The 25659-nt window shown below is 35.4% G+C and carries 29 protein-coding genes; 12 read left to right on the plus strand and 17 right to left on the minus strand.

Going from position 1 to position 25659, the window contains the following annotated elements:
- Positions 1-2: 2 nt before the first annotated feature.
- From AAGD59_RS01775 to def, 8 genes are all read right to left on the minus strand, one after another.
- Positions 3-842, minus strand: a complete 840-nt coding sequence (locus tag AAGD59_RS01775) for a glycine--tRNA ligase subunit alpha (RefSeq protein WP_015588800.1) — start codon at positions 840-842, stop codon at positions 3-5.
- Between the two features lie 44 nt (positions 843-886).
- Entirely contained in the window at positions 887-1645 is a 759-nt protein-coding gene (locus AAGD59_RS01780; RefSeq protein ID WP_138265045.1) for a phosphatidylglycerophosphatase, read from the minus strand.
- Between the two features lie 146 nt (positions 1646-1791).
- Positions 1792-2787 (minus strand): porphobilinogen synthase, encoded by a 996-nt coding sequence (hemB, locus tag AAGD59_RS01785; protein ID WP_265027931.1) that lies wholly within the window; start codon positions 2785-2787, stop codon positions 1792-1794.
- A complete protein-coding gene (nuoH, locus tag AAGD59_RS01790; RefSeq protein ID WP_015588803.1) occupies positions 2780-3805 on the minus strand; it encodes an NADH-quinone oxidoreductase subunit NuoH in 1026 nt (341 codons plus the stop codon). The genes hemB and nuoH overlap by 8 nt, the downstream gene beginning before the upstream one ends.
- Positions 3789-5837: an NADH-quinone oxidoreductase subunit NuoG gene (gene nuoG, locus AAGD59_RS01795; RefSeq protein WP_141456792.1), complete on the minus strand. Its 2049-nt coding sequence runs from the start codon at positions 5835-5837 to the stop codon at positions 3789-3791. Before nuoG ends, nuoH begins: the two co-directional genes overlap by 17 nt.
- 5 nt (positions 5838-5842) lie before the next feature.
- On the minus strand, positions 5843-6055 hold the full coding sequence (locus tag AAGD59_RS01800; RefSeq protein ID WP_006279675.1) for a hypothetical protein: 213 nt from the start codon (positions 6053-6055) through the stop codon (positions 5843-5845).
- 941 nt (positions 6056-6996) lie between these two features.
- Positions 6997-7818 (minus strand): uracil-DNA glycosylase family protein, encoded by an 822-nt coding sequence (locus AAGD59_RS01805; protein ID WP_015588805.1) that lies wholly within the window; start codon positions 7816-7818, stop codon positions 6997-6999.
- Positions 7808-8347 (minus strand): peptide deformylase, encoded by a 540-nt coding sequence (gene def / locus AAGD59_RS01810; RefSeq protein WP_015588806.1) that lies wholly within the window; start codon positions 8345-8347, stop codon positions 7808-7810. The genes AAGD59_RS01805 and def overlap by 11 nt, the downstream gene beginning before the upstream one ends.
- A gap of 138 nt (positions 8348-8485) precedes the next feature.
- Between def and ftsA the strand changes: the two genes are divergently transcribed.
- The 3 genes from ftsA to map all read left to right on the plus strand — a co-directional run bounded on the left by ftsA (position 8486) and on the right by map (position 11099).
- A complete protein-coding gene (ftsA, locus tag AAGD59_RS01815) occupies positions 8486-9724 on the plus strand; it encodes a cell division protein FtsA (protein ID WP_015588807.1) in 1239 nt (412 codons plus the stop codon).
- Between the two features lie 41 nt (positions 9725-9765).
- On the plus strand, positions 9766-10167 hold the full coding sequence (locus tag AAGD59_RS01820) for a nucleoside triphosphate pyrophosphohydrolase (protein WP_015588808.1): 402 nt from the start codon (positions 9766-9768) through the stop codon (positions 10165-10167).
- Positions 10168-10316: 149 nt separating this feature from the next.
- Positions 10317-11099, plus strand: a complete 783-nt coding sequence (gene map / locus AAGD59_RS01825; protein WP_265027932.1) for a type I methionyl aminopeptidase — start codon at positions 10317-10319, stop codon at positions 11097-11099.
- A gap of 27 nt (positions 11100-11126) precedes the next feature.
- On the opposite strand, the gene AAGD59_RS01830 is transcribed toward map, so the two are convergent.
- Positions 11127-12374 (minus strand): MFS transporter, encoded by a 1248-nt coding sequence (locus AAGD59_RS01830; RefSeq protein WP_265027933.1) that lies wholly within the window; start codon positions 12372-12374, stop codon positions 11127-11129.
- Positions 12375-12594: 220 nt separating this feature from the next.
- Between AAGD59_RS01830 and rsmH the strand changes: the two genes are divergently transcribed.
- Together rsmH and AAGD59_RS01840 are read left to right on the plus strand one after the other, a co-directional pair.
- On the plus strand, positions 12595-13476 hold the full coding sequence (gene rsmH, locus AAGD59_RS01835) for a 16S rRNA (cytosine(1402)-N(4))-methyltransferase RsmH (protein ID WP_015588811.1): 882 nt from the start codon (positions 12595-12597) through the stop codon (positions 13474-13476).
- Positions 13473-13784 carry a hypothetical protein gene (locus tag AAGD59_RS01840; protein ID WP_010962410.1) on the plus strand — a complete coding sequence of 104 codons (312 nt, stop codon included), beginning with the start codon at positions 13473-13475 and terminating at the stop codon, positions 13782-13784. Before rsmH ends, AAGD59_RS01840 begins: the two co-directional genes overlap by 4 nt.
- 636 nt (positions 13785-14420) lie before the next feature.
- On the opposite strand, the gene AAGD59_RS01845 is transcribed toward AAGD59_RS01840, so the two are convergent.
- Positions 14421-14720: an NADH dehydrogenase ubiquinone Fe-S protein 4 gene (locus tag AAGD59_RS01845; RefSeq protein ID WP_015588813.1), complete on the minus strand. Its 300-nt coding sequence runs from the start codon at positions 14718-14720 to the stop codon at positions 14421-14423.
- Between the two features lie 145 nt (positions 14721-14865).
- Between AAGD59_RS01845 and AAGD59_RS01850 the strand changes: the two genes are divergently transcribed.
- Together AAGD59_RS01850 and pth are read left to right on the plus strand one after the other, a co-directional pair.
- Positions 14866-15477 (plus strand): 50S ribosomal protein L25/general stress protein Ctc, encoded by a 612-nt coding sequence (locus AAGD59_RS01850; RefSeq protein WP_010962412.1) that lies wholly within the window; start codon positions 14866-14868, stop codon positions 15475-15477.
- The gene (pth, locus tag AAGD59_RS01855) at positions 15477-16025 is read left to right on the plus strand and encodes an aminoacyl-tRNA hydrolase (protein ID WP_265027934.1); all 549 of its coding nucleotides are present in this window, start codon (positions 15477-15479) and stop codon (positions 16023-16025) included. Before AAGD59_RS01850 ends, pth begins: the two co-directional genes overlap by 1 nt.
- A gap of 2 nt (positions 16026-16027) precedes the next feature.
- On the opposite strand, the gene AAGD59_RS01860 is transcribed toward pth, so the two are convergent.
- Positions 16028-16990, minus strand: a complete 963-nt coding sequence (locus tag AAGD59_RS01860) for an IS481-like element ISWpi4 family transposase (protein WP_015588815.1) — start codon at positions 16988-16990, stop codon at positions 16028-16030.
- A 443-nt stretch (positions 16991-17433) separates the two neighbouring features.
- Positions 17434-18582: a 2-octaprenyl-6-methoxyphenyl hydroxylase gene (ubiH, locus tag AAGD59_RS01865; RefSeq protein WP_341812941.1), complete on the minus strand. Its 1149-nt coding sequence runs from the start codon at positions 18580-18582 to the stop codon at positions 17434-17436.
- Between the two features lie 364 nt (positions 18583-18946).
- On the opposite strand from ubiH, the gene AAGD59_RS01870 reads away from it, so the two are divergent.
- Positions 18947-19867: an Rpn family recombination-promoting nuclease/putative transposase gene (locus AAGD59_RS01870; RefSeq protein WP_341812942.1), complete on the plus strand. Its 921-nt coding sequence runs from the start codon at positions 18947-18949 to the stop codon at positions 19865-19867.
- Here AAGD59_RS01870 and AAGD59_RS01875 read toward each other — a convergent pair whose 3' ends face one another.
- Genes AAGD59_RS01875 through AAGD59_RS01885 form a run of 3 tightly spaced genes read right to left on the minus strand, consistent with a single transcriptional unit; the run spans position 19868 to position 21598 of the window.
- Positions 19868-20908 (minus strand): Mrp/NBP35 family ATP-binding protein, encoded by a 1041-nt coding sequence (locus tag AAGD59_RS01875; RefSeq protein ID WP_015588818.1) that lies wholly within the window; start codon positions 20906-20908, stop codon positions 19868-19870.
- Between the two features lie 7 nt (positions 20909-20915).
- Complete coding sequence (locus AAGD59_RS01880) at positions 20916-21326, minus strand: hypothetical protein (RefSeq protein WP_174517022.1); 411 nt, start codon at positions 21324-21326, stop codon at positions 20916-20918.
- Positions 21323-21598 (minus strand): HNH endonuclease signature motif containing protein, encoded by a 276-nt coding sequence (locus tag AAGD59_RS01885; protein WP_039963646.1) that lies wholly within the window; start codon positions 21596-21598, stop codon positions 21323-21325. Before AAGD59_RS01885 ends, AAGD59_RS01880 begins: the two co-directional genes overlap by 4 nt.
- Positions 21599-21792: 194 nt before the next feature.
- Between AAGD59_RS01885 and AAGD59_RS01890 the strand changes: the two genes are divergently transcribed.
- The 4 genes from AAGD59_RS01890 (at position 21793) to AAGD59_RS01900 (ending at position 22836) form a co-directional block, all read left to right on the plus strand.
- Complete coding sequence (locus AAGD59_RS01890; protein WP_081600753.1) at positions 21793-22095, plus strand: transposase; 303 nt, start codon at positions 21793-21795, stop codon at positions 22093-22095.
- A 71-nt stretch (positions 22096-22166) separates the two neighbouring features.
- On the plus strand, positions 22167-22514 hold the full coding sequence (locus AAGD59_RS01895; RefSeq protein ID WP_081600752.1) for an IS3 family transposase: 348 nt from the start codon (positions 22167-22169) through the stop codon (positions 22512-22514).
- A gap of 3 nt (positions 22515-22517) precedes the next feature.
- Positions 22518-22679, plus strand: coding sequence for a DDE-type integrase/transposase/recombinase (locus tag AAGD59_RS06900; protein WP_010082071.1), 162 nt, complete (start codon positions 22518-22520; stop codon positions 22677-22679).
- Positions 22672-22836 carry an IS3 family transposase gene (locus AAGD59_RS01900; protein WP_010082072.1) on the plus strand — a complete coding sequence of 55 codons (165 nt, stop codon included), beginning with the start codon at positions 22672-22674 and terminating at the stop codon, positions 22834-22836. Before AAGD59_RS06900 ends, AAGD59_RS01900 begins: the two co-directional genes overlap by 8 nt.
- A 91-nt stretch (positions 22837-22927) precedes the next feature.
- On the opposite strand, the gene AAGD59_RS01905 is transcribed toward AAGD59_RS01900, so the two are convergent.
- A complete protein-coding gene (locus AAGD59_RS01905; protein ID WP_015588855.1) occupies positions 22928-24331 on the minus strand; it encodes an NAD(P)H-dependent flavin oxidoreductase in 1404 nt (467 codons plus the stop codon).
- A gap of 684 nt (positions 24332-25015) precedes the next feature.
- A complete protein-coding gene (gene coaE / locus AAGD59_RS01910) occupies positions 25016-25603 on the minus strand; it encodes a dephospho-CoA kinase (protein WP_006280338.1) in 588 nt (195 codons plus the stop codon).
- Positions 25604-25659: the final 56 nt, after the last annotated feature.

Consider the following 25659-nt stretch of genomic DNA (forward strand, 5'->3'; position numbering starts at 1 on the left):
CGCTATTTACTCATGTACAATTCACAACATTTTTTTGTCAGCTCTCTAACTCTACCAATATAAGCTGTACGTTCATTCACACCAAGCACACCTCTTGCATCAAGCAGATTAAGTAGGTGACTAGTTTTAATACATTGGTCATAAGCTGCCATTGGTAGCTCCTTTTCAATAAGGAACTTGCACAATTTTTCCGTATCTTCGAATTGCTGCTGTACCACTTTAGTATCATAATAATCTAATGCTAGATAAGAAAATTCATATTCTCTTTGTTTAAAAATATTTCCGTAAGTTACACCGTTATCGTTCCAAATTATATCGTAAACATTATCTACACCTTGTATGCACATTGCTAAACGTTCCAACCCATATGCCACCTCACCAGGAATCATCTTGCAGTCAATCCCTCCAACTTGCTGTATATAAGTAAGCTGTGTTACTTCCATTCCATTGCATGTAACTTCCCATCCAAGTCCTGATGCACCAACACTTGGGTTTTCCCAATCATCTTCAACAAACTTAATATCATATTTTTCTGTAGATATGCCAAGAACTTTTAAGCTATCTAAATAGACGTCTTGTAAATTATTACCAGATGGCTTTATTATAACTTGATATTGGTAATGTTGATACAAACGATTAGGATTATCACTATAGCGCCCATCTGCTGGCCTAATTACTGGTTGTAGATATGCAATTTTTGCCGGTTTTGTATCAATTGCAGACATAATTGTTGCAGGATGTAATGTGCCAGCACCAACTTCAGATGTGTATGAGTGAAGTATAACACATCCTTCACTAGCCCAAAAATCTTGTAACTCTTTTATTATACTTTGTAAGTTCACACAAATTTCACACTTTTTATACTAAATATATAAATAAATAAGTACTATTCAATACCTATTTTTTTAACAGTATCATGTAAATAATCACCTAAAACTGCTGAACTTTCCCTCACATACTGAATTATGCTTTTATTTAGGACAATTGCATCATGCATAGTTAAATCGCAGAATATAAATGCTGTTAAATACAGTAAAATCACCGCATAAAATGTGTGAAAAATCCCCTCAAATGTAATTGACATTGCATTATTATAGCTGAGCTGTATTGAACTTATTGGCCATGGTTTTATCACTTCTACGACATTAAAAAATACGTAAGGTATCATAAGAAAAAAGAAAAAGTGCATAAAATCATTAAACCAAAATGGGCATTGAAACATCTGCTTACATATATTCCCATAGAGTTTACTTACAGCATAATAAATCGACATCATTGCCGGCATTGAAAGTGCTACAGTCAGTACTTGCCCTGACGCTATTTGTATTACTATTTCTTCACCACTGTTTGCTGAAGGGTCTTGAGCATGAAAAATAAATATTCCAATTAATTGCATTACTAACATAACTATTGCCAATTTTGTAAAAACAGCAGCTACGACTATTCCTGAGTCTGGCATTTTATATAGTAAGTATTCGCCTCCATATGTAAGAATTAATATAACATCGACAATAAATAATATTAAAAAAGAAGACCAATAGTTCTGCCAACTTGGTAAATATCCTATTCCTAAAAGAGAGCTTACTGTTTTAGCAGGAAAAACCTTGCCTAGCATCTTCCCCAAAAATTTAAAAAAAATCCCCATGTTCTAAGTAACACTTGGTTTATATTATTTATAATACTGTATTGTAATAGACTTATCAATAGCTTAAAACATGTATTGGAAGATTTTAGGTAATATGCAGCAACAGTAGAAGAACGTGCGCCAAAAATTTAATAATTTTATAGGGCTTATGCATTTAAATTTTTTGCAATATCAAGTGCAGCGTAAGTGAATATTGCACTTGCACCCGCACGTTTGAAACCAATCAAAGATTCATAAATCACCTTGTCATAATCTAGCCAGCCATTATTTGCAGCAGCTTTTATCATTGCGTACTCACCGCTTACTTGGTAAGCAAAAATCGGAAAATTAAACTTATCACTTGCTGTTTTGATAATATCCAAATATGGCATACCTGGTTTAATCATAATAAAATCTGCACCTTCATTTATATCCATTTCAATTTCGCACATTGCTTCGCGCGCATTTTTATAATCCATTTGATAACCACTTTTGTCTATAGAATGTGATAGCCCACATGAACCAACGACTTGCCTGAATGGAGCATAGAAGCTAGAGCAGTATTTTACTGCATAAGATAATATTAATACGTCTTGAAAATTGTTATCATCTAATGATTTTCTGATTCTTCCTATTCTACCATCCATCATATCAGAAGGAGCAACTACATCACATCCTGATGCTGCTAAAGCAAGTGCTTGCTTACATAATATCGACACGGTTTCATCGTTTTCTACATCCATCTGATTATCTTTTAAAATGCCGTCATGGCCGTGAATAGTGTATGGATCCAATGCAATGTCTGCAATAATACCAATTTCAGGTACCTTTAATTTTACAGCACAAATTGCTCTGCAGATTAAGTTGTCAGAATTATATGCTTCCTCAGCGTTTTCAGATTTTAGTTTACTATCAACTACAGGAAAAATTGCAACAGCATTAATTCCTAAATCTTTAGCTTCCTTAACTATAGACACTAATCCATCTATTGAATAACACTTTACATCTGGTAAGCCAGAAATTGGTTCAGTTGTTTCTTCTCTGTCATGAACAAACAGAGGAAGAACCAGATCGTTTACTGATAAACTATTTTCACTTGTTAAATTGCGAACCCATTTGCTCGAGCGCCTGCGTCTTAATCTTGTATTTGGGAAATTAAACATTGGATCCAGGCAAATTCCCAGTAAAGAGCAACACCCCTGAAATGAGTATTACCCAAAGCACCGATATTGGTAGAAATACTTTCCAACCAAGGCGCATTAGCTGATCATATCGATAACGAGGTATTGTTGCTCTAATCCAAATAAATACGAATAAAAGTATAATTATCTTCAAAACGAACCAAATTAAACCTGGAATTTTATAAAGCAAACCAAGTTCTAACGGAGGATACCATCCTCCTAGAAAGAATATCGTCATCATAGCACTTGCTAGAATCATATTTGCATATTCTCCAAGAAAAAAGAGGGCAAAAGGCATGGATGAATATTCAACGTTATATCCAGAGACTAGCTCTGCTTCAGCTTCTGGTAAATCAAATGGGTGACGATTAGTTTCTGCAAGCAAAGAAATAAAAAATATTATTCCTATAGGCATTAGTAGTAAATCAACCCAAAATGGCATATTGTGTTTCGCTACCACCATCTCTCCAAGATTTAATGTTCCAGTGGTAATAACGACTGCAGCAACTATTAAGCCTATTGAAACTTCATATGAAATCATCTGAGCAGCCGACCGTATAGCACCAAGAAATGCATAATTAGAATTGCTTGACCAGCCTGCAATAATTACGCCGTATACTCCCAGCGACGATATAGCTAGCACGTAAAGCACTCCAACATTAATATTTGCTATAACCTTAGGAATAACTACTTGCTGGCCATTTTCTACAATTACTTCAGCACCAAACGGTATAACTGCCCAGGCAATTAATGCCAAGATAAAGGTAAGCATTGGAGCCATAATGAACAGTATGGTGCTCGCTCTAAATGGTATTATCGGCTCTTTAATCAGTAGCTTAATAGCATCTGCAAATGGCTGCAATAGCCCAAAAGGTCCAACTACACTCGGGCCGTGCCTCAGTTGAATTGCAGCAAGGACCTTACGCTCAAAGTATGTCAAATATGCAACTGAAAGTAGTAGCGGTACTAAAATAAATAAAATATTAACTAGCGTGTTCATAAAAAGCTTTAGTACAATCTGCCATTATTTTTGAAGCGCGACTTATTGAATCCGTCATATAAAAATTACACTCCTTTAAAGTAAAAGGTGTATTACTTAAATTTATTTTACCATTGCTGATTGGTACCCATGTGTTTTTTATCACTTGATCAGCATTTCTAAACTGTGGACCGATAGTATCTAATTTTTTTCTCACGTCAAATAAACTATCATATGGTAAGGAGAGATCCAAATATTGCGAGAGATTTTTAATAATTAACCAGTCCTCCTTTGCTTCACCTGGAGGAAATACAGCTAAATTTGTTCTTTGCACTCGACCTTCAGTGTTTACATAAGTTGCATATTTTTCTGTATATGCAGCACCAGGCAAGATAACATCTGCCACATGTGCACCCTTATCACCGTGATGACCTTGATAAATTACAAATGTGTTTTCTAACTTTGATGTGTCAATTTCATCTGCACCAAGAAGATAAACAACTTCTATTTCACCACTTTCTGCATGTTCCAATATTTGATTAATATCCCTTTCGCCTTTTTTAGGAACAAACCCAATATCTAGCCCACCAACTCTTGCTGCAGCTTTATGCAGCATATTAAAGCCATTCCAGTCATCTCTGACCATGTTAAATTTTTCTGCAATTTTGCCAGCTAGAACTAGAACTGATTCAGAATCGTCTCTTACTAATGCATCTTGACCGATAATCAGCATAGGGCTCTGAGCAGCACTCAGCAGCTTACAGAACTTATGATTTCCATTTGCTATTTCACTCAAAATATCAGGATTATCGCCCAATTTCTCAACATGATACAAATATTCAATGTTAGGACCAACACTTGCAACAGGAAAGTTGCCCTGTAAATATCTCTTTCTCAATCTTACGTTAATGATCGGTGCTTCTATCCTTGGGTTTGTATTTATAAGCAGACACAAATCCGCATTCTCTATACCTTCAATAGTGGTATTGAACACATACGATCCACGATTATTTGGTATAAGTTTTGCACCATCCTGCCTGCAATCTATATTTCCCGAGCCGAGCTTCTGCATCATTTCTTTAAGTAGAAGCATAGACTCACAATCTGCTAAATCACCTGCAATTGCAGCTATTTTATTTGATTTTGTATTCTTTAATTTCTTTGCAGCAACAGTTAATGCCTCATTCCAATCAACTGGGGCTAATTTACCATCTTTTTTTATATAAGGTCGATCAAGACGCTGAACTTTTAGTCCATCATAGGCAAAGCGGGTTTTATCTGATATCCATTCTTCATTTACCTCTTCGCTCAGCCTTGGTAATATCCTCATAACCTCCGGGCCACGATAACCAACTCTAATTGCGCTACCCACAGCATCTAGCACATCTATAGTCTCACAATGTGATAGCTCCCATGGACGCGCTGTAAAGGAGTAAGGCTTTGAAGTTAAAGCTCCTACCGGGCAGAGATCTATGATATTTCCAGATAATTCAGAACTAATATGCCTTTTTATGTAAGTGCTAATCTCTACATTTTCTCCCCTTCCGATTCCTCCAAGTTCATTTGTACCTGCAACATCAGACAAAAATCTAACACACCGAGTGCAATGAATGCATCGATTCATCGCAGTCTCAATCAGTGGTCCGAAGTGTTTTTTTGGCACAGCCCTCTTATGCTCATCAAGTCTGCTGGTTCCTTTCCCATAAGCCATCGTGATATCTTGCAAATCGCATTCACCACCCTGATCGCAAATTGGGCAATCAAGCGGGTGGTTAATTAGCAAAAACTCAAGCACACCTTCACGTGCTTTTTTAACCTTAGGGGTATCAGTGTGAATAACCATCCCTTCTGCAACTGGCATTGCACAAGAGGCTACTGGTTTTGGAGGTCCACCCTCCACTTCAACCAAACACATTCTGCAGTTACCAGCAATTGCTAAACGCTCATGATAACAAAAACGTGGAATTTCAACGCCCACGACTTCACAAGCTTGAATTATAGTGAGCCCATGCTCTACTTCACATTCCTTAGAATTAATAGTAACTTTAACCACAACTATTATACAGCTTCCCACTTTATAGGATTGCCGCTTACCTCATCTTCAACCAGATTGCCGTTGTCATATTGAGCAGACATATAATTCATGCGCGAATCACGATCTATATATCTAACAGGTTTTACCGGTTTATCTTTATACATTTTTTGCTCAGCTTTCTTACGCTGAGTAGGGTTATTTTTACTAGCTGTCTTTGCTTTCCCACCTGCTGCCATATAAACTCCTAAAAACTTTTCATTCTATTTTAACACTTAAGTATATAGCGTCAATATTTAATAACTTTAAAATTTCAATAGATCTCTTATTATAATCATTTTACAATCATTGTTTAAATAAAAAGTTACCCCTTGATGCCATTCCAGCGCATGACGCACAGCTGTACGAACATTGCAATTTGCAGGCAATTTGCGTGGCAGATTCAAGTAGCTGACACTGGTTCCCATCCAAGACAGCAGTAGCCCTTTCGGTGTTATTTCAGTGCTTGACACTGAAATCCAGGTTTTGATTGGATACTGAGTTGGTAAGCATAAAAGTGTAGCTAACGCGAGCTCTACGTCATACCGCGATTTATTCGCGGTATCTCAAAGCATAGATCCCGCTAACACGTAGCGGGATGACGATTGTCGTTTAGCTATAAACATTAAGAAATTTACCAAACGAAAAAAAAGGCAAAAGAAGCCCTGGGGTTATTATCCGCTTTAAAATATTGGCGTTTTTTATGTTTTAAACGCTTGACAAGCAAGATTAAGCTGCTTTTAATTGCAACTAACTTACGCTGCAAATGTTTAAGAAATTTACTAAGCAGAAAAAAAGACAAAGAATCCCCGAGTTAGCTAGTCTTTTACTATCTCTGTCGAGTATTGGCATTTTTTGATGTCTTGTAACGCTTTATAAGCGCGTTCAGCTTATTTAGATAAAAATCTAGATGTAGATGAAGTTTTGTAAAGACATACAGTATCTATATACTGCAAAAAATTGAACATAAGACGCCGATACATTAAGTAATCCTTACCTTTTAATCTGCAGATTGGCGAAAGCAAATACAATAGCTTCAGTTTCATGATAAGGGGGCTGGCGGAGTTTGTCAAGGAAGTTTTTTCGTTTCTAACGATTGTTAACATGCTGCAAAAAACTATGCAAGAGGTCTACCACTTTATTAGGTATTTGTGCAGTTATTGGTGTTATCAAGATACTCCCTAATCTTCTTCAAGTCCTCCCAGGCTAAACGTTTTTGTGCCGGTTGGCGAAGTAGGTAAGCTGGATGAAATATAGCGGCTGTGGTGATTGAATTGGACAAATATTGGTTAGTGTACGTATGAAATCTGCCACGCAAATTCGATATAGTTTTTGTGCTGTCAAGAAGGCTATAACATGCGATTCCCCCGACCAAAATTAAAATTTGTGGTGAAACTAGTGCAACGTGTTTTTCGACAAATGGTCTGCACATATCAAGCTCTAGGTCGGTTGGCTTTCTATTGCCAGGTGGGCGCCAAAATACGGTATTGCTTATATAAACTTTGGTGCGATCAAGATTGATTGCATTTAACATTTTATCGAGCAACATTCCACTTGCACCACAAAATGGTATGCCTTGAAGGTCTTCATTTGCTCCTGGAGCTTCACCAACGAGCATAATTTTTGCATTTGGATTACCATCGGAAAAGACAGTATTAGTTGCAGTTTTTTTTATCTCACAACCTTCAAATGACTTTACTGCACTTCTTAATTCATCCACACTACCACATTTACCTGCAAGTTTCCTTGCTTCAATTATCCAATCACTTGGAAACATGTCTTTTCCATCTTTAGTGTCACCCCAGCGCGTATCTGCATCTTTCTTCTGGGTCCCAGTTTGGATAACAGAGGGTTGCACACTCTCTTTGCTCTCCAATTTTTTTTCCTCTTCACCCTCCATTAGTGTGCAATCAACGCCCACTTCATGGTAAAATTTTAATAATTCTAGGTCTTTATTGCTCATATTGCTTTTTAATCTTTTGTGCTTTTGTCATCGCCATATCATACTTTAATTTAGATAAATGTCTAATATATAATATGCCGTTTAAGTGATCTAATTCATGCTGAATACACCTTGCAAGCCAACCACTAGCTTTTAGTGTTTGTTCTTCATTATCTAAGTCTTTATATTTCACAGTTAGATACTTTGGACGCTTAATTTCATGACTTTGCTCTGGAATTGAAAGGCATCCTTCCTTGAGAATTACTTGTTCATCGGATAATTCTGTAATCTCAGGATTAATCATGTAAAATTTGCCAGTTGAGCCATATCCTGCTGGCTCATTTTCAATTGTTTCTAGCTGAATATCCATAACAAAAATTCTCTTTAACACTCCAACTTGCACTGCAGCAAGGCCAAGACCTTCTGCATCATACATAGTTTCGAACATGTCGTTTACTAATTCTTTAATTTTATCGTTTATATCTGTTACTTCACTGGCACGTGTGATTAGTCTTTCATCAGGGGCAATTACAATTGGTAATATGGACATAAAAATTATCATTCTATGTTTTACTTTTCCTTTTGTCCAGAATTTAGTGTATATTAAAATGTTGCTATATCTATAATAGAAATATAAATTATTAAAGAAAGCTACAATTTAAATGAAATTGCGTAATAAGGTTAACTAATGTACTCTGCAGTAATAGCAAAACCAAAGAGAAATGTTTTTGCTGTTTTAGACATAGGTACAACAAAAATTATCTGTCTAATCGTTAAGATAAATGGCAACTTCAGCTATAAAGTAACAGGAACGGGTTATAAGATTGCAGAAGGTGTAAACGGTGGATCAATAACTAATGTAAAACACGCAAATTACTCCATCTCATCAACTATAGGTTTAGCTGAACAAGTATCAGAAGAAACCATAGATCAGATATATGTGAACATTGCTGGATGTGGCATCTCATCTTTCAATGTACATAATGAAATTATTGCAGCTAACCATGAGATTTCTGAGCGTGATATAAGACGTTTAGTTTTTCAAACATTTGAGAAATATATTGAAGACAATGTTATCATTCACAATATACCACTAAAATATCACTTAGATGACATGACTGACATAAAAGAAGTTGGTGGATTGTACGGAAAAAGACTATCTGCTGATGTTAATGTTGTCACTGCTTCGCGTCCAGCGCTTACCAATATTGAAAACTGTATTACCAATAATGGTGGATTAAATATGGCAGGTTGTATTGCTTCTGCATATTCTGCAGGTCTTGCGTGTCTCAGTGAAGATGAAAAAGAGCTCGGGACTGCTATTGTTGATATAGGCGGTGGGTGCACTGCAATTGGAATTTTCAAAAGAGGGAAACTTGTGTATGCAAGCAGCGTTCCAATTGGTGGCGTTCATATCACTCGAGATATTGCTTACGGGCTATGCACAAGCATAGAACGTGCAGAGTATATAAAAATACTGTATGGTAGCACTATCGTAACTTCAATAGATGAGAACGAATATATTACAGTCCAAAATAGTGAAAATGATGAACCTACTCAAGTATTCAAATCTGAGCTTATTAACATCATAAGACCAAGAGTTGAAGAAATACTTGAAATGGTAAGAGAGCAATTTCAAGAGCAGAAAGATCCAATTAATAAAGTAGTGATCACAGGTGGAACTAGTCAACTTACAAGCATGAAGGAAATTGCAGGCTATATATTCAATAAACAAGTTCGAATTGGGTCCCCTGAATCTCTCAGTGGCCTTGATGGCGAATATGATAAAAATCCTGTATTTTCTGCTGCTATAGGTTCTATAAAGCTAATAGTTGACACTTTTTATAAAAATAACTCTGGTATGTTAGGACAAGATGGTAAAATGAGTAAATTGTATAATTGGGTTAAATCAAAAGTTACAGTTTAATTTTACTGAATGAAATTCTTATATCTATCAAAGGAAACATTATGAATAAAAAACATTGTTTCAAAATTAATAAATTGGTTCGTGATCATACAACTGAAATTATACGTTCCCATGGAATTATTGTTTATGAGAGGGTGATGGAAAAAGATGAATACATTGAACGTCTCAAAGATAAACTTTTAGAAGAAGCAAAGGAAGTTATTGCCTCTAAAACTCCAGATGAAAATCTTGAAGAGTTAGCCGATTTACTTGAGGTCATACATGCATTAGGCAAAGAAAGTGGACTATCAATAGAACAAATTGAAGAAAAGCGTATCTCTAAAAAACAAGAGAGAGGTGGTTTTGAGAATCGTATCTATAATACTTACATTGAGGTGAATTCTAAGAGCATCGATTACTATCACAAAAAACCTTCAGATTATCCTGAGATAATAGTTGTATAGTTCAGATTATTAAATAGACTTCTTGCTTGACCACCTTTCATACAAATGACTTGACGCTAGGATCCATAGGGCTTATTTTCATAATACGCAAAGTTATTACATTTATGTACTGCAAGTAAGCGTACCAATTATAATAAGACATGGAAAATATGAACATAACTATACACTCACAAGAAGATTTTGAATTTATGCGCAAGGCTGGCAGGCTTGTTGCTGAAACTCTTGATTTCATTGCACCGTACGTAAAGGTAGGGGTGACAACTAATGAATTAAATGATCTATGCCATGACTTTATAATTAATGCAGGTGCAATTCCAGCACCACTAAACTATAGGGGGTATCCAAAATCAATTTGCACTTCAAAAAATGCAGTTGTGTGCCATGGTGTTCCCGATGATAAACCGCTTAAAGATGGAGATATTTTAAATATTGATGTCACGGTGATTTTAAATGGTTGGCATGGTGATACAAGTCGCATGTTTTGGGTTGGCAAACCATCAATCAAAGCAAAACGTTTATGTGATGCTACTTATAATGCGTTGATGGAAGCAATCAAACAAGTTAAGCCCGGCAATAAGTTAAATGAAATAGGGCTTGCTATAGAGAAATATATTAGAGATTTTGGATATTCTATCGTACGCAGCTACTGCGGACATGGTATAGGAAAAGTCTTTCATGCTCCACCAAATGTAGTGCATTTCTATGATCAAGATGAAGATCTTGTCTTAAAGGAAGGTATGTTTTTTACAATAGAGCCAATGATTAATGCTGGAAAACATGAGACTCTGCTCAGTAAACTCGATGACTGGACAGTAACAACACGCGATCTTTCACTTTCTGCTCAATTTGAGCATACACTTGGAGTGACAAAAGATGGTGCTGAAATATTCACATTATCACCTAAGAATTGGCATTTCCCACCTTATAATTAGATTTTTTTAAATTCTGCTATACTGCAACTATACTTGGTTTACTTTGGGTGATTTTGAAGAAAGCTCACCCTTAATTTGCGATATAGCAACTAGCCCAATTAATGCACAGAAAATCATGTAAAAACTAGCTGAAGTCTCTTGTCCTGTAACCTTGATAATTGTTGTGCATATAAATGGTGCAAGGCCGCCAAAAAATCCAGCAGCTATATTTCTTGATAAACCAAATCCACTGTACCGAACCTTTGTTGGAAATAATTCGCACATAAGTGCACTGACAGGACCAAGCGATGCAGCTATTGGAATTATAAAAAGAATGTGTGCCAGCAAGTAATTGCTACTACATAACATTGAAAAAACTGGATAACTCACTATTACAAAAGCTATAAATGCAAACTTCATAACTTTTTCTCTTCCTACCTTATCAGAAAGTATTGCAAACAATACTGTCAATCCTCCGAGCGCAATTTGACTCAGTATTTCCACTATATGATTAAAATGAGTATTTACTGTTAATATTTTATTCGTAAGCGCATTGAAAAATACCAGATATATGTAAAGAGATGAGTTTTCAACTATATCAACCCCAACTGATATCAGAAAAGGTTTTTTATAGCTATTTAATAACTCTTTTAATGGCAATTTAGATGGATTTTTCTGTCTTTTATACTCTGGGCTTTCATCAAGTATATATCTCATATATATGCTAATTAATCCCATTGCTAAACTGAAAATGAAAGGTAATCTCCACCCCCAAGATTCAAAATCAGATACTTTTTTGCATATGAGTACCGCTATCAAGCTTAATACTGAACCAAAAATTGCGCTTAATACTTCAATGCTGCCAAAAAATCCTTTTTTGTTTTTAGGAGCATGTTCTATTAAAAATGGTGCATTTCCTGCTTCTCCTCCAAGAGATATACCCTGCAATAACCTTAAACAAACTACCAGCATTGATGCTAGTATTCCAATGCTTTGATAACCTGGAACAAAAGCAATTAATACGGTTGATAGAGTCATTAATATAATCGAGAGCAATAAGGCAACTCTTCTGCCATGCTTATCACCAATGTGACCAAATATAGCAGCACCGACTGGTCTCATTAAGAAACCCACTGCAAACACTCCAAAAGCTTTCAATACGCTGGTTAGTTGATCATCCGATGGAAAAAACACACTACCTATTATGTTTATTAAGTGGCCAAAAAGCATGTGGTCATACCACAATAAAGTGTTACAAATCAAACTTGAAAATATTACTTTTGTTATTTGCTGCATAATTTTCTATACTTTGTTTAGTATTTAGTAATATACATTACTTTTTTTTATATAATAGAAAAATTTGAACATCATATTAATAATAGCATCTTATTAAATCTTAATATTTTTATATCATTGACTATATTCAAGTGTTTTTATATTATTGCCTATATACTTCCATATGTTTTAGTGGGAAGTTATTTTTATTTGTATGCACAGAGTCTCTTGATGGAGCACTATGACACACACTCCAGTTTTGTTAAAAGAGATGCTATCACTACTATCACCGCAGGATGATGGTATATATGTGGACGCCACATTTGGAGCTGGAGGGTATAGCAAAGCAATATTGGAGTCAGCTGATTGCAAAGTATATGCAATTGATAGAGATGAAACGGTAACTAAGTTTTATGATGATTTAAGCATTAGATATCCCGATAGAATAAAACTATTTATTGAGAAGTTTAGTAATGTTAAAAATTTATTAGATAGCAACAATATTGAAGGTATCGATGGAATAGTTTTTGACATCGGAGTTTCATCTATGCAGCTTGATAACGGAGATAGAGGGTTCTCATTTTTACATGATGGTCCACTCGATATGAGTATGGATAACTCTTCTTATATAAACGCTTCAACGTTTGTTAACGCTTTACGCGAAGAAGAAATCGCAAATACTATATATAACTACGGAGGCGAACGTCATTCTCGCAAAATCGCAAGAGCAATAGTAAATGCACGGAAGAAGAAAACTATCAAAACTACATTTGAGCTTGCGGATATTGTACGTTCTGTGGTGTTTCGTGGAAAAAGCAAAATTGATCCTGCAACCAGAACATTTCAGGCAATCAGAATATGGGTAAACGATGAGCTGGGAGAACTTGAAAAGGGCATTAAAGCTGCATCTGAGATTTTAAGTGAGAATGGCAAATTAATTGTCGTCACCTTTCATTCCTTAGAAGATCGTATAGTCAAAACTTTTTTTAAAGATTTATGTGCTACTGATTGCAAGACATTCTCTCTTCTAAATAAAAAAGTGATCGAAGCAAGTATAGAAGAAGTAAGTGCAAATCCGCGTTCACGCTCAGCAAAACTAAGAGCTATACAGAGGTTGTCATGAGAACTTTCTGCATCATCTCAATAGTTATGTTTTTTCTTAGCATTGTAGGACTATTTAAGGTAAAATTACATGTTCAGTCATTAAATAGAGAGCTAATAAAAATAAAAAGTGAAATTAATTTAGTGCAAAGTGATATGAAAGTTTTACAAGCAGAATGGAGCTATTTGAATAATCCAAAAAGGCTTGCAAGTCTTGTAAAGAAATACCTGAAAAATAACTCTTTAATACTGGCTAGCCAGGTTAAAAATCTTGACTCTTTAAATGGCCGCAGTGTGCTAGCACAACTTAAAATCCATGATCAACAGTGAGATTAAGTCTTATTTTTTACAGATGAGCACATCACAATAAAACTTACTTTGTATCCGTTCAGGATAGCGGCAAGGTAGTATAACCATAGAGTAAAAGTGAGTTTACAACAAATGGTGTCATCCCAGTGCTTGACACTGGGATCCAGCCTTTCCATAATCATCAAAAACATTGTATTTTAACGTAAAACAGCTATTTTTATGCTTACCAACTTAATAAAATTCCTGGATCCCAGTGGGCTTTGTTGCATCGCTAGCTATGATGGATTAAAGATAAAAAAGATAGTGAATATCAGTAGCTTATTATTCTGGTATTTATAACAAGAACGGTCAGTGAATACCTAAATTTGAGTAAAAGAAATTTCACTACCACTCACTAATCTGGCTAAAATTCAAGAATTTCAATGCTTTAGCTATTTTCAATAGAATTAAATTTATTAATATAAATAACAAATTACTATTCTTAAATTTGATCAGATTGATTGCAAAAAAACAAGATTTTCAATAGGTTGCTTATAATCCTAACTATAGTTAGCCTTTCATAAGTAGCGATGCAACAAAGCCATCCCAGTGTCTGGGCACTGGGATGACAAAGGAGAGCAGTGTCAGCTACTTGCATAACACCATTTGTTGTGCAACTTACTTTAGTATGAAATTGCTTGCGTAAGATTTTGGCAGCCTCTTAACATTTTTTGGCATTTCAATTATGTATTTAACGTTGCGTTTTTTTGCGTAGAATACTGCTTTTTCAAGAGAATCAAACTTTAATACAATCTGTTTTTTTGGATCTTTTGAGCCAACCCACCCCATTAAAGGTTCAATGTAGTAAGAGCCAGATTCAATTTTCAGGTGCCAGAAATTTGTATTACCTAAACCAGATTGTGTTGCAGTTTTTGTTGGTTTATAAATCCTAAAAACTACTTTATCATCAATGCCCATAGTTCTTGTTAAATAAGCTTAAATATATATCTAAATAAATCCTTTCACAAACAATTAGTATGAAAGAATGAAGTTTGAAATAAATATTTTTATGTTATATTATTATTAAATTATATTAAAAGGATTAGCTGAATAGGAGTAACCGATGACGCAACAGGAAATAGTAACAATTAATGCAGAGTTACGTGATATAACAAAAACAAAAGCGATGCATTCTCTAAGGAAGAAAGGAAACATCCCTGGAATAATATATGGAAAGGGCCATGATAATGTAAATTTGACATTGTCTGCAAAGGAATTCACGAAGCAATATAAATCAGGTTCTCTTTCTGCACATTTGATAGAGCTGAATATTTCGGGCAAAAAGGAATATGCTCTTGTTCGCGATATCCAATTGCATGTAGTAAAGGATACTGTGCAACATGTTGATTTTCAATTTGTTGATAAAGGCAGTGAAATTAAAATAGACATACCTCTATCATTTGTGAATGAAAGTAAAGCCCCAGGGATCAAGTTAGGTGGAGTGCTTAATGTTTTGTGTCGTTCTATTGCTGTTAAATGCTCTCCTGATAAAATACCTCAGGTTATTGAAGTTGATTTATCCGGTAAAATGATTGGCCAGTCTATACATATTAATGATGTAAAATTACCAGAAGGTGTTAAGTTTGTAGCCCATGAAGAAGAAAATTTTACCATTGTTACAATTTCTGCTGCCGATAGTGACGTTGAAGAACCTCAAGCAGAAACAGAGGAATAGTGCACCTGATAGTTGGGCTTGGTAACCCTGGTAGTCAATATGAGTTAACTCATCATAATATCGGCTTCATCGTAGTTGATACAATTTGCAAATATTGGAATTTCCAGTCGTTCTCTAAAAAAGCCGATTATCTAATAACCTCTGGCATAATTAATGATAATAAAATCATGTTAATAAAGCCTTATTCATTTATGAATAATTCAGGCATCCCTGTTGCAAAAATACGAAATTTTTACAAATTATCGCTAGATAATGTTGTTGTCATACACGATGACGCTGATTTGGAACTTGGAAGAATAAAAATAAAGAAAGGTGGTAGCTCTGCTGGACATAATGGACTTAAATCCATAGATAGTTTTATTGGCAACGATTATTGGCGCTTGAGATTTGGAGTGGGTAGACCTGAAGATCAAAGAAGCTTAGCAGATTATGTGTTATCAAAATTTTCAAATTTTGATAATGTTACTTCCTTAGTGGAAAAAATAGCAAAAAATATACACTTAATGCTGCAAGGAGATAATACAGCTTTTATCAATTTGATTGTATAATATTACGAAACACAGGGAGTGTATGGTCCCAGAGTGTGATGGTGTGGATTTAGTATGAACAATTCAGGAGATTTTGTCCACTGTAAAGATATAAACTCAAAAGGTGTAAGACCCTTAAGAGTTTTGAGTCTTTTAGCATAATTGTAGGCCATAACAAAGTCATAAAGATGCTCTTTGAGTTGCTGGTGAGACTGATAGTAATACTTCTTAACAGTGGCATTCTTTAAAGTTTTGTTCATACGCTCAACTTGCCCATTTGTCCAAGGATGGCTAACTTTTGTTAGACGGTGTTCAATGTCATTTTCTTCACAAGCTCTATCAAATATATGTTGAAAAGCGTATTTATGGCGTTTTTGGTTGGTAAATTGTACACTGTTATCTGTCAAAATAGTGTGGATTTTATATGGTAAAATTTTAATCAAATTACGTAGAAACTCAGCAGCTATAGGTTTTGTAGCACTTTTATACAACTCAACATACGTAAATTTGGATGTTCTATCTATTGCAACAAACAAATATAACTTTCCTTCTTCTGTTCTGACTTCTGCAATATCAATATGGAAATAGCCTATAGGATATTGTTTGAATTTCTTTTTTGGTTTAACTTCGCCATCAACATCTGGTAGTCTGCTAATGCTGTGCCTCTGTAAGCAACGATGTAGACTAGAGCGAGTCAAGTGTGGGATTGAGGTTTGCAAAGCGTAGAGACAATCATCTAATGGCAATAGAGTATGCTTACGAAATGCAACAATTACAGCCTCCTCTTCTAAAGTTAAAACAGTTGATCTTGCATGCTTCGGACCCATATCAGCGTCTTTGGCAAAAGACCGTTTTCTCCATTTAATGATAGTTTTTGGATTAAGGTTATAGTACCTGGAGAGTTTTGCTATGCTCTCTTTACTATTTTGTATTGCTCTACGAATTGTCTCTGTTGTTTTGGCGCACCCATGTAATATTTGTCCCATAATTCCTCCTTTGATGGTATTGTTTTCTCATATTTTATCATACCATCACACTCTGGGACCATACATCCCCCCCTCCCCCCCCTAATTCCTATATCAAACCTTTCTTTACTAGATTATATAGTCAATATAAAAAGCCATATAAAATTGCTTCCACTGCTGCCATGAGGAAATTGCTTATTCTTGCTAACTCTTTAGTCAGAGATGACAGGGTTTTTACTGAGGAATATAACTCTCTGTCTGTTTCTATCTAAGAGCCAGCATAGCTGTGGATAAGTACTTTTATCTGTATAAACGTGCTTATCCACAGCTACATCAATTTTTCTATTGACTTTTAACACAACTGCTGAACAGATACATTCGTCATCCCGCTACGTGTTAGCGGCCAAGATACCGCGGCGGTATGCCGTGGGAAACCTGACTTGCATTAGCTATAAAATAGTGATTTATATAAATCCCATAGCATGCCGAATGAAGCGTTTTTTGAGGAAATTTGAATTTTCAACTGCAATCAAGCCAAGATTTCTTAGTGCTTTAGCGCAGAATATTCTGTTGGAAAACATCCTATTTAATCCATCAGTTGCAAGCGCCATTGTAAAATTATCAAAGTATCTGTTACGTGAAATTTTCTTTAATAAATAACTACTGCCAACATCAATACCAGATGCTTTTGCGGCAACTACGTGCTTTATAATACTTTCTACATCTCTAATTCCAAGATTAAGCCCTTGACCTGCAACTGGATGAATTGAATGTGCTGCATCGCCGATAAGCAAAACTCTACCCTTATATAACTTTTTTGCAAAAGCAAAACTTAAAGGATAAAGTTTTCTTTCACCCTCTAATTTTATCTCTCCTAAATAAGAACCAAATCTTTTTTTAAGCTCTATAATAAATTCTTCTTCAGACAGATCCATTAGCATTTTTGAAATTTCAGATTTTTCTGTCCAAACTATCGAAGAAGTATAGCCACCCTTCATCGGTAGAATTGCAAATGGACCGCCAGGAAAAAAACTCTCTACAGCTAAGTTTTGGTGATGCAGTTCATGCTTTACATTAAATACTATGCTACTTTGTTTATAGTCAAATTTCACTGTCGGCATAGAAAATAACTCTGGTAATTTAGAGTGTTTGCCTTCAGCGCAGATAAGTAGCGATGATATTAATTCCTGGTTATTATCAAGAATAACTTCCACATATCCTGAATCATAAGCAATTGTTTTATAGGAATGTGGAGAGTATATATTTAGTTTATTCAGAAAATTATTGTTGATTGCATTCCATATAGCAGCATTGTTAATAACATAACCCATTGGTTCTTCACCAACCATTTTATGATTGTAATGCACAGTAACCGCATCTAATATGCATATATCAAGTATTGGCTCAGCTTCGCTTTCTATAAACTGCCAAATCCCTAATTTTTCCAATATTTTTTTCGAGCCTTGAGAAATAGCAAATGCTCGGTTGTCATCTACTACACGTGGCAAACTATTTTTTTCAATTACAGCTACAGACACAGAGTTACAACTGAGGCCAATTGCAGTAATAAGACCAAGTAACCCACCACCTGAAATGATTACATCATAATTCATTTTATTTACGCTAATTGTAAAATTATATTTTATCTATTTTGAAAATAGTTTAAACAAACTTTATAGACAAAGACCTATAGCTAACCCAAGAAAGGTTGTAACCAGACTGCATTCTGTGATTTTTAGCAAAACACGATCTTTCATTTGATCTTTCTTCAATTTAAAGTAAATACAGAAAATTGCTGCCTATAGCTAAACTGACTTAGATTTACCGACAACCGTCATCCCGCTACTTGTTAGCGGCTAAGAGATACCGCGGCGGTATGACGGTTCGCGGCGGCATAGCTATAGCTATCTTCAAAAATATGGTTGAATAATTGTTAATAATAGTGTATAATTATTAATATTTTTAAGCACTTTGGCTATGGCTTTATCTAAGTTTCTCGACCCTAAGCTGGATTTAACCTTTAAAAGAATCTTTGGCACTGAAAAAAATAAGAATATTCTCATACATTTTTTGAATGATATTTTAGGGTTTACCGAGATAAATACTATACAAGAAGTGGAATTCCTCAGTACTATAATGGATCCTGAAATTGCCTCTGATAAGCAAAGTATAGTTGATGTTCTTTGCAGGGACTCTAGTGGGGCTAGGTATGTGATTGAAATGCAGCTCACTCGCGATAAAGGCTTCGAAAAACGAGCTCAACTATATGCTGCTAAGGCTTACTCAAGGCAAGCTGATAAATCTGGTAAGTACATTGATTTAAAGAAGGTTTTCTTTATTGCTATTTCTAATTGTAATTTATTTCCTGATAAGCTTGATTATATATCCAGCCACACTATAAGAGATGAGAAAACCAATGAGCATGACTTAAAAGATTTTCAATTTGTATTTATTGAACTACCTAAATTTCCTAAGAATAAGGAAGAACAGCTAGAAAGCATAGTGGATCGTTGGTTATTTTTCTTCAAATATGCAGATGAAACTACGGAAGAAGACTTAAGGAAAATAGCAGAAAAAGCACCAATAATAAAGTTAGCCTACGATGAATTAGACAGGTTTAGCTGGAATGAAAAAGATTTAGTAGCTTACGAAGAAAGAATAATGGATCTACGGAAAGAAGAAGCCATTCTTGAATACAGACTTGATCTTGCTACTGAAAAAGGCAAAAAAATTGGTAAAGAGGAAGGCAAAATTGAAGGGAAAATCGAAGTCGCAAAAGCAATGCTGGCTAATAATGTTGATGTTAACACTATTGTCAAGTTTACTGGCCTTTCTATTAGTGAGATTGAAGAATTAAGTGTGAACGGTTACCCCTACGTCATACCGCCGCGGCGCTAACTAGTAGCGGAATGACGGTTTTTCAAATTGTAGAGCCACTTTAGCTATAACATCTTTAGCAATACCTTCATAAATCCCTGCTAAATCTTCACTTAACATTAAAGGATTTCCACAATCAGAAGCATGGCATATTTGTGGATCTAGAGGAACTCTGCCTAGAAGTTTGATGCCCAGCTCCTCAGACATTTTTTTTGCACCGTCTTTTCCAAATATGTATATTTTTGAGCCGCTTTGAATGAAATAACTCATATTTTCTACAATGCCAATAACCGGTACGCTGAGCTTTGTAAACATATCATAAATTTTGCGAGCATCGATTAAAGAGAGCTCCTGTGGAGTTGAAACTATTATCGCCCCAGTTAAGTTAAAATTTTCCATAAGACTTAAATGCACATCGCCAGTTCCAGGTGGTGTATCAATTATCAAATACTCTATATCGGACCATTTTGTTCCCATTAGCAGACTATAAAGTGCTTTTGTAATCATAGGTCCGCGCCATATTGCTGCACGATCTTTATCGATAAAATAGCCAATTGAAATAGTATGCAGTCCATACTTTTCTATAGGCATTGCTTTACTATCCTGTATTTCTGGCTTTAATTTTTCAGCGCCAAGCATTTTAGGAATTGAAGGACCATATATATCTGCATCAACCAGCGCAACTTTGTGTTTTAACTTTGCTAATGAGAGAGCAAGATTTAGCGCAACTGTGGACTTGCCCACACCGCCTTTACCAGAGGCCACAACGATTATATTTTTCACTCCTTCGATATGTAATTTAGCTTTTTGTTGCCCAGTTTGTTTTTGACAAGTAGCAACCACGGTCACTTTTGTCACCCCCGGTATAGCTTTAACAGCTTGCTCACAATTTCTTCTTAATTCTTCATTTGCTTGCGTGTTACCGGCAACTTCAAGCACAAAACCAACATCTTGACCTTTAATAATAATTGAGGATATTATGCCAAGAGCGATCACATCTTTACCGCTTTTTTGCTCTATGACTTTTTTTAAGTTCTCTCTTACAATTTTTTCGTTGATCATTAGCCTTTTAGGTGATTTCTTCCTGAAGTCGTTTAATCTCAGCTTGAGGAAGGCCGGTTGTCTGAGAGATAATATCAATAGAGATGTCAGCCTTAAGTAGGTTTTTTGCTACTTCAATCTTTCCTTCAATCTTTCCCTCATCAAGTTTTTTAGCGAGGATGCCTTCTTCTTTCAGCAGATCCATTATTCTTTCTTCATATGCTACTAAATCTTTTTCATTCCAGCTAAACCTGTCTAATTCATCGTAGGCTAACTTTATTATTGGTGCTTTTTCTGCTATTTTCCTTAAGTCTTCTTCCGTAGTTTCATCTGCATATTGTTGTCTAAGTGAAGAAGGTCGCCCCTCCTCACTCGACTTCAAAACCGTACGTGAGACTTTGAGCCTCATACGGCTTCTCTCTAATTTGGTGCTTTTCATGCACACCTCCTGTGTAATTCATCGTGACAATGTCCATGTAACAAAGATAAGTTTGTGATCATATTGTTTCGTCTATTCTGGTCTTTGTGATGTATTTTTATTGTATCATCACTTTTAAACCATAGTCTACAATTATCGCATTTACTTTGGTGCAACCTCAATAATTTTATTACTCCTAGTGGCTTATCTGGTATTTTTCTCAGACGTTTACCCCAATATACCCAATCACCATCATATGGGGATCTGGTTTTTTGCACTTTGTTTAATAACATGATCGCTGTGTATAGTAAGACGTACCTTGTTACTTGTCATAAAGCGCCAGTTTTCGTTATTATACTTCTTAAAGTACTTTCTTTTTATCCAGCATTTCCCTTTGTTTGGGTGCCTAAAGACTGACCTTACCCAGAAAAAGTGGAGAGAAAGAAAAGAGTTTTTTTGGGTAAAATAAAATTTTGGAGGATTAGAAATGGTAAGAGAATATACAGCAGAATTCAAATTGGAAGCTGTTAAACTGGCAAATGAACAAAGAAAGGCAGGTCAAACAATTACAAAAATAGCAAGAGATTTAGGAATAAAGGGTGGTTTATTAGGAAAATGGATAAAGAAACACAACGAAAAAAAGTCGGCAGCAGATGCATTTCCAGGTAGAGGTAACATGGCTCCTTACGACAAAGAGAGGTTTGATTTACAAAGCAAGAGTAACAAGGGAAAGAGACATTTAAAAAAAAGCCCTGGCCAGTCAAAAAGAGTAAAATATTTTTTTATATAGTAACTGCTATAAAGTACAGGAATTATGTAGGATTTTCTGCTAGTGGCTACTATAAGTGGACTACAAGAAAAATAAGCAGTAGAGAATCAGCAAATAAAGAGCTACTCGAAGCTATTCAAAAAATATATCAAGTTTCTAAATGTAGATATGGAGCTCCTAAAATTTATGCTGAATTGAAGGCTTTGGGTAAAAGTTGCAATTTGAAAACGGTGCAAAGTATTATGCAGAAAAATGACATCAGGGCTATACTGAGAAGAAAGTTTAAAATTAAAAAACAACAAACAGATAATAGAGCTGTAGCTCCCAATATACTAGATCAAAACTTTATTGTTGATCAACCAAATAAAGTATGGGATTACTTACATCAAAACCAAGGAGGGATGGCTATATTTGGCAGCAATAATTCTCACGTATGGTAGTTAATGAGTAGTGCAATAAATAAACAATTGGTTATGAACTCTTTATTAATGGCCATTAATAGGCGTAAACCTGTTAAAAATCTACTGCTGCACAGTGACCAAGGTTCACAATATACTGCGCAAGGGTATCAATATCTCTTAGCTGTAAAGAATATAGATGAGTAATAAAGGCTGTTGTTACGACAATTCTGTTGCAGAAAGCTTCTTTAGCTCATTGAAAAGAGAAATACTTATTGATACTTCACAACACTCTGCTCAACAAACTAGAACTGCAATATTTGAATACATAGAAATTTTTTATAACAAACAACGTCACTATTAACTATTGCATTCCAGAACAATTTGATGCATCATTCTTTTTGTAAAAAACATTCCACACTTTCTCTCCACTTTTTCTGGGTAAGGTCACTGACTCAATACCCAGTCAATATCCTTTCCACCAGTTCTTTTACTGCCGGTACGTAGCCATTCTCATAAAATGGATCTTGCTTAAATTTGTACACATTGTGCCCGGAAAACATGAGTTCGTTCTCAATATCACCATCGTGTATAACGTTTTGCAGTGTTTTTTGTATGCAAAAACTACGCGGATCTGGCTTTCGTCCTGTTGAATGGTCACCATGATCTTTCCAATTGCTAAACAAACAATGGCTCAAACATCCCATACAATTGATTTGATCTTCTCTTATTTGTTTAAATTTATCTGGCGTCACAAAAATAACAGTTGAATCTGGGGTTTTCATTGCTTCTGTGTACCCTGCTTTAGTCCATGTATTTGCCAGTTCTTTGTCTTTTGCAGTAAGGTAGATCTTTCTACCTCTGCTACCCATTGCAAATTCATTATTAAATTCTTCGCTAGCATTTTCTGAAAACTTTATTTGACGTGAATTCCGTTCCTGCAACTCACGTATGAAGTTATTTTTTACTGCAGATGAGTAAAACCCTGTTGGACTGAATTTATTTAAAAATACATCACCTTCTTCTAAAGTGAGTAGCTTCTTTTTCCACTCTGCAGAAATTGGGCTTTCTTTCGTCAAAAGTGGACGAGTGCCAAACTGAAAAGCTATTGGTCCAATTTGCAGATTGTTAAACCAATGTTCCCAATCTTTCAAATGCCACACTCCTCCTGCCATAACAATTGGTGTTTCTGAAAGACCGATCTCGTTCATGAAAGATCTAAGCTCTGCAACTCTTTCAAATGGAGCCTGTGGTAGCTCTGGATCTTCACTGTTACTGAGTCCATTGTGCCCTCCAGCAAGCCATGGATCTTCATACACTACTCCACCAAGCAAATAGGAAGATATTCTTTGGTAAGCACGCTTCCATAATGCTTTAAAAGCACGCACCGATGAGATAATAGGGTAATAATAAACCTGATATTTAGCTGCAATTTCTCCAAGCCTATAAGGCATACCAGCACCGCAGGTAATACCATGAATCAAACCTTTCGCTCCTTCTAATATGCCATGAAGCACGCGTTCTGCTGCTCCCATCTCCCAAAGTACATTCATGTGTATTCTTCCATGACCTTTTGATATTTCATTTGCTATTCTTGCCTGACTAATTCCAGCTTCAATACTATACTCAATCAATTCACTATGCTTTTCATTTCTTGTTTTGCCTTTATAAATTAGTGGCACTAACTTGCCATTATCATCAATAAGCTTAGCATTTGCACCAGAAAATGTACCCACAGCATCTGCTGCAGCAAATGCTCCGCTTGATCTTCCATCACTAACTGCAATGCCTTTGCCGCCCTCGATGATTGGCCACACTTCCTTTCCTGAAATTACTATCTTTTTTATCTTATTTTTCAAAACTTCCTCGCAATCTTTCACTCTATTTTACTTAATTACTAAAAAAATGATAGCTGTTTATTTTTTCTTGTATCATTAAAGCTTCTATAGCTACTCATGCTGTTGTAGTTTGAGAGCAGTTCCCATCGGAAGGGTGTCATTCCAGTGCTTGACACTGGAATGGCTTTGTTGCATCGCTAGCTATGATGGATTAAAGATAAAAAAGATAGGGAATATCAGTAGCTTATTATTCTGGTATTTATAACAAGAACGGTCAATGAATACCTAAATTTGAGTAAAAGAAATTTCACTACCATTTACCAATCCGGCTAAAATTCAAGAATTTCAATGCTTTAGCTATTTTCAATAGAATTAAATTTATTAATATAAATAACAAATTACTATTCTTAAATTTGATCAGATTGATTGCAAAAAAACAAGATTTTCAATAGGTTGCTTATAATCCTAACTATAGTTAGCCTTTCATAAGTAGCGATGCAACAAAGCCCACTGGAATCCAGTTTTTGATCAAAAATGTTGCTATAGTGCACAATCAATTTTCCTGGATCCCAGTGTCTGGGCACTGGGATGACACCATAGGGGGCTACTTGGATGACAGGGGAGGGAGGCTGCTGGGATCCTGACAACCGTCATCCCGCTGCTTGTTAGCGGGATCTAGAGATACCGCGGCGGTATGACGTAGAGCTACGTGTTTAGGTTTAATGAATCCACTATATCTTTTACTTGAGAAAAAACATACTCTTTGCTTACACTGGTATCGATAATAAAGTCACTCATCTTCCTTTTCTCCTCAATAGATAACTGAACATCGGAGATTAGATTAAGCTTTTCTTTATCTATGTTGCGTTCGTTAAGTCTTTGAGCTTGCACAACGCTATCTGCATGAACAAAAACAATAAGGTCGCAATATAAATAAAATTTTGTTTCTAATAGAAGTGGCACATCTAAAACTAAAAGTTTTCTATCGATCTTTTTTTCCTTGGCAATAAAAAATTCTAATTCACGCAGCACAGCAGAGTGAACCAAAGATTGAAATTGTTTCCAATTTTCATCGTAGGCTAAGAAATATTTAGACAGTACTGTTCTATCTATTTCACCATTTACTACCACTCCAGGAAAATTTTTCTCTGCATAACTTATTATGCTTTTATCCACTTTATAAAGTTGGTGTACAACAGAATCAGCATCAAATACAACAGCACCAAACTCTTGAAAGCAATTAGCTACAAAGCTCTTTCCTACCCCAATTCCGCCTGTTAGACTTATAATCATATAACAAAATACATTCGACTTCTTTTGAAACTATAGCTAAGGTTTCTCTATATATA

This window comes from Wolbachia endosymbiont (group A) of Cephus spinipes, assembly GCF_964026895.1.
Taxonomy (GTDB): Bacteria; Pseudomonadota; Alphaproteobacteria; order Rickettsiales; family Anaplasmataceae; genus Wolbachia; species Wolbachia pipientis.

Coding starts and splice junctions, on each gene's coding strand:
- AAGD59_RS01885 (WP_039963646.1), bottom strand. CDS start 21,598: ATGTTATTAAACAAAGTGCAAAAAACCAGATCCCCATATGATGGTGAT.
- AAGD59_RS01850 (WP_010962412.1), top strand. CDS start 14,866: ATGACGCAACAGGAAATAGTAACAATTAATGCAGAGTTACGTGATATA.
- AAGD59_RS01875 (WP_015588818.1), bottom strand. CDS start 20,908: ATGATCAACGAAAAAATTGTAAGAGAGAACTTAAAAAAAGTCATAGAG.
- AAGD59_RS01870 (WP_341812942.1), top strand. CDS start 18,947: ATGGCTTTATCTAAGTTTCTCGACCCTAAGCTGGATTTAACCTTTAAA.
- AAGD59_RS01800 (WP_006279675.1), bottom strand. CDS start 6,055: ATGGCAGCAGGTGGGAAAGCAAAGACAGCTAGTAAAAATAACCCTACT.
- AAGD59_RS01840 (WP_010962410.1), top strand. CDS start 13,473: ATGAGAACTTTCTGCATCATCTCAATAGTTATGTTTTTTCTTAGCATT.
- coaE (WP_006280338.1), bottom strand. CDS start 25,603: ATGATTATAAGTCTAACAGGCGGAATTGGGGTAGGAAAGAGCTTTGTA.
- AAGD59_RS01890 (WP_081600753.1), top strand. CDS start 21,793: ATGGTAAGAGAATATACAGCAGAATTCAAATTGGAAGCTGTTAAACTG.
- AAGD59_RS01830 (WP_265027933.1), bottom strand. CDS start 12,374: ATGCAGCAAATAACAAAAGTAATATTTTCAAGTTTGATTTGTAACACT.
- def (WP_015588806.1), bottom strand. CDS start 8,347: ATGTCCATATTACCAATTGTAATTGCCCCTGATGAAAGACTAATCACA.
- AAGD59_RS01880 (WP_174517022.1), bottom strand. CDS start 21,326: ATGAAAAGCACCAAATTAGAGAGAAGCCGTATGAGGCTCAAAGTCTCA.
- hemB (WP_265027931.1), bottom strand. CDS start 2,787: ATGTTTAATTTCCCAAATACAAGATTAAGACGCAGGCGCTCGAGCAAA.
- AAGD59_RS01860 (WP_015588815.1), bottom strand. CDS start 16,990: ATGGGACAAATATTACATGGGTGCGCCAAAACAACAGAGACAATTCGT.
- nuoH (WP_015588803.1), bottom strand. CDS start 3,805: ATGAACACGCTAGTTAATATTTTATTTATTTTAGTACCGCTACTACTT.
- rsmH (WP_015588811.1), top strand. CDS start 12,595: ATGACACACACTCCAGTTTTGTTAAAAGAGATGCTATCACTACTATCA.
- AAGD59_RS01780 (WP_138265045.1), bottom strand. CDS start 1,645: ATGGGGATTTTTTTTAAATTTTTGGGGAAGATGCTAGGCAAGGTTTTT.
- AAGD59_RS01900 (WP_010082072.1), top strand. CDS start 22,672: ATGAGTAATAAAGGCTGTTGTTACGACAATTCTGTTGCAGAAAGCTTC.
- AAGD59_RS01820 (WP_015588808.1), top strand. CDS start 9,766: ATGAATAAAAAACATTGTTTCAAAATTAATAAATTGGTTCGTGATCAT.
- ftsA (WP_015588807.1), top strand. CDS start 8,486: ATGTACTCTGCAGTAATAGCAAAACCAAAGAGAAATGTTTTTGCTGTT.
- ubiH (WP_341812941.1), bottom strand. CDS start 18,582: ATGAATTATGATGTAATCATTTCAGGTGGTGGGTTACTTGGTCTTATT.
- map (WP_265027932.1), top strand. CDS start 10,317: ATGAACATAACTATACACTCACAAGAAGATTTTGAATTTATGCGCAAG.
- AAGD59_RS01845 (WP_015588813.1), bottom strand. CDS start 14,720: ATGGGCATTGATGATAAAGTAGTTTTTAGGATTTATAAACCAACAAAA.
- AAGD59_RS06900 (WP_010082071.1), top strand. CDS start 22,518: ATGAGTAGTGCAATAAATAAACAATTGGTTATGAACTCTTTATTAATG.
- AAGD59_RS01805 (WP_015588805.1), bottom strand. CDS start 7,818: ATGAGCAATAAAGACCTAGAATTATTAAAATTTTACCATGAAGTGGGC.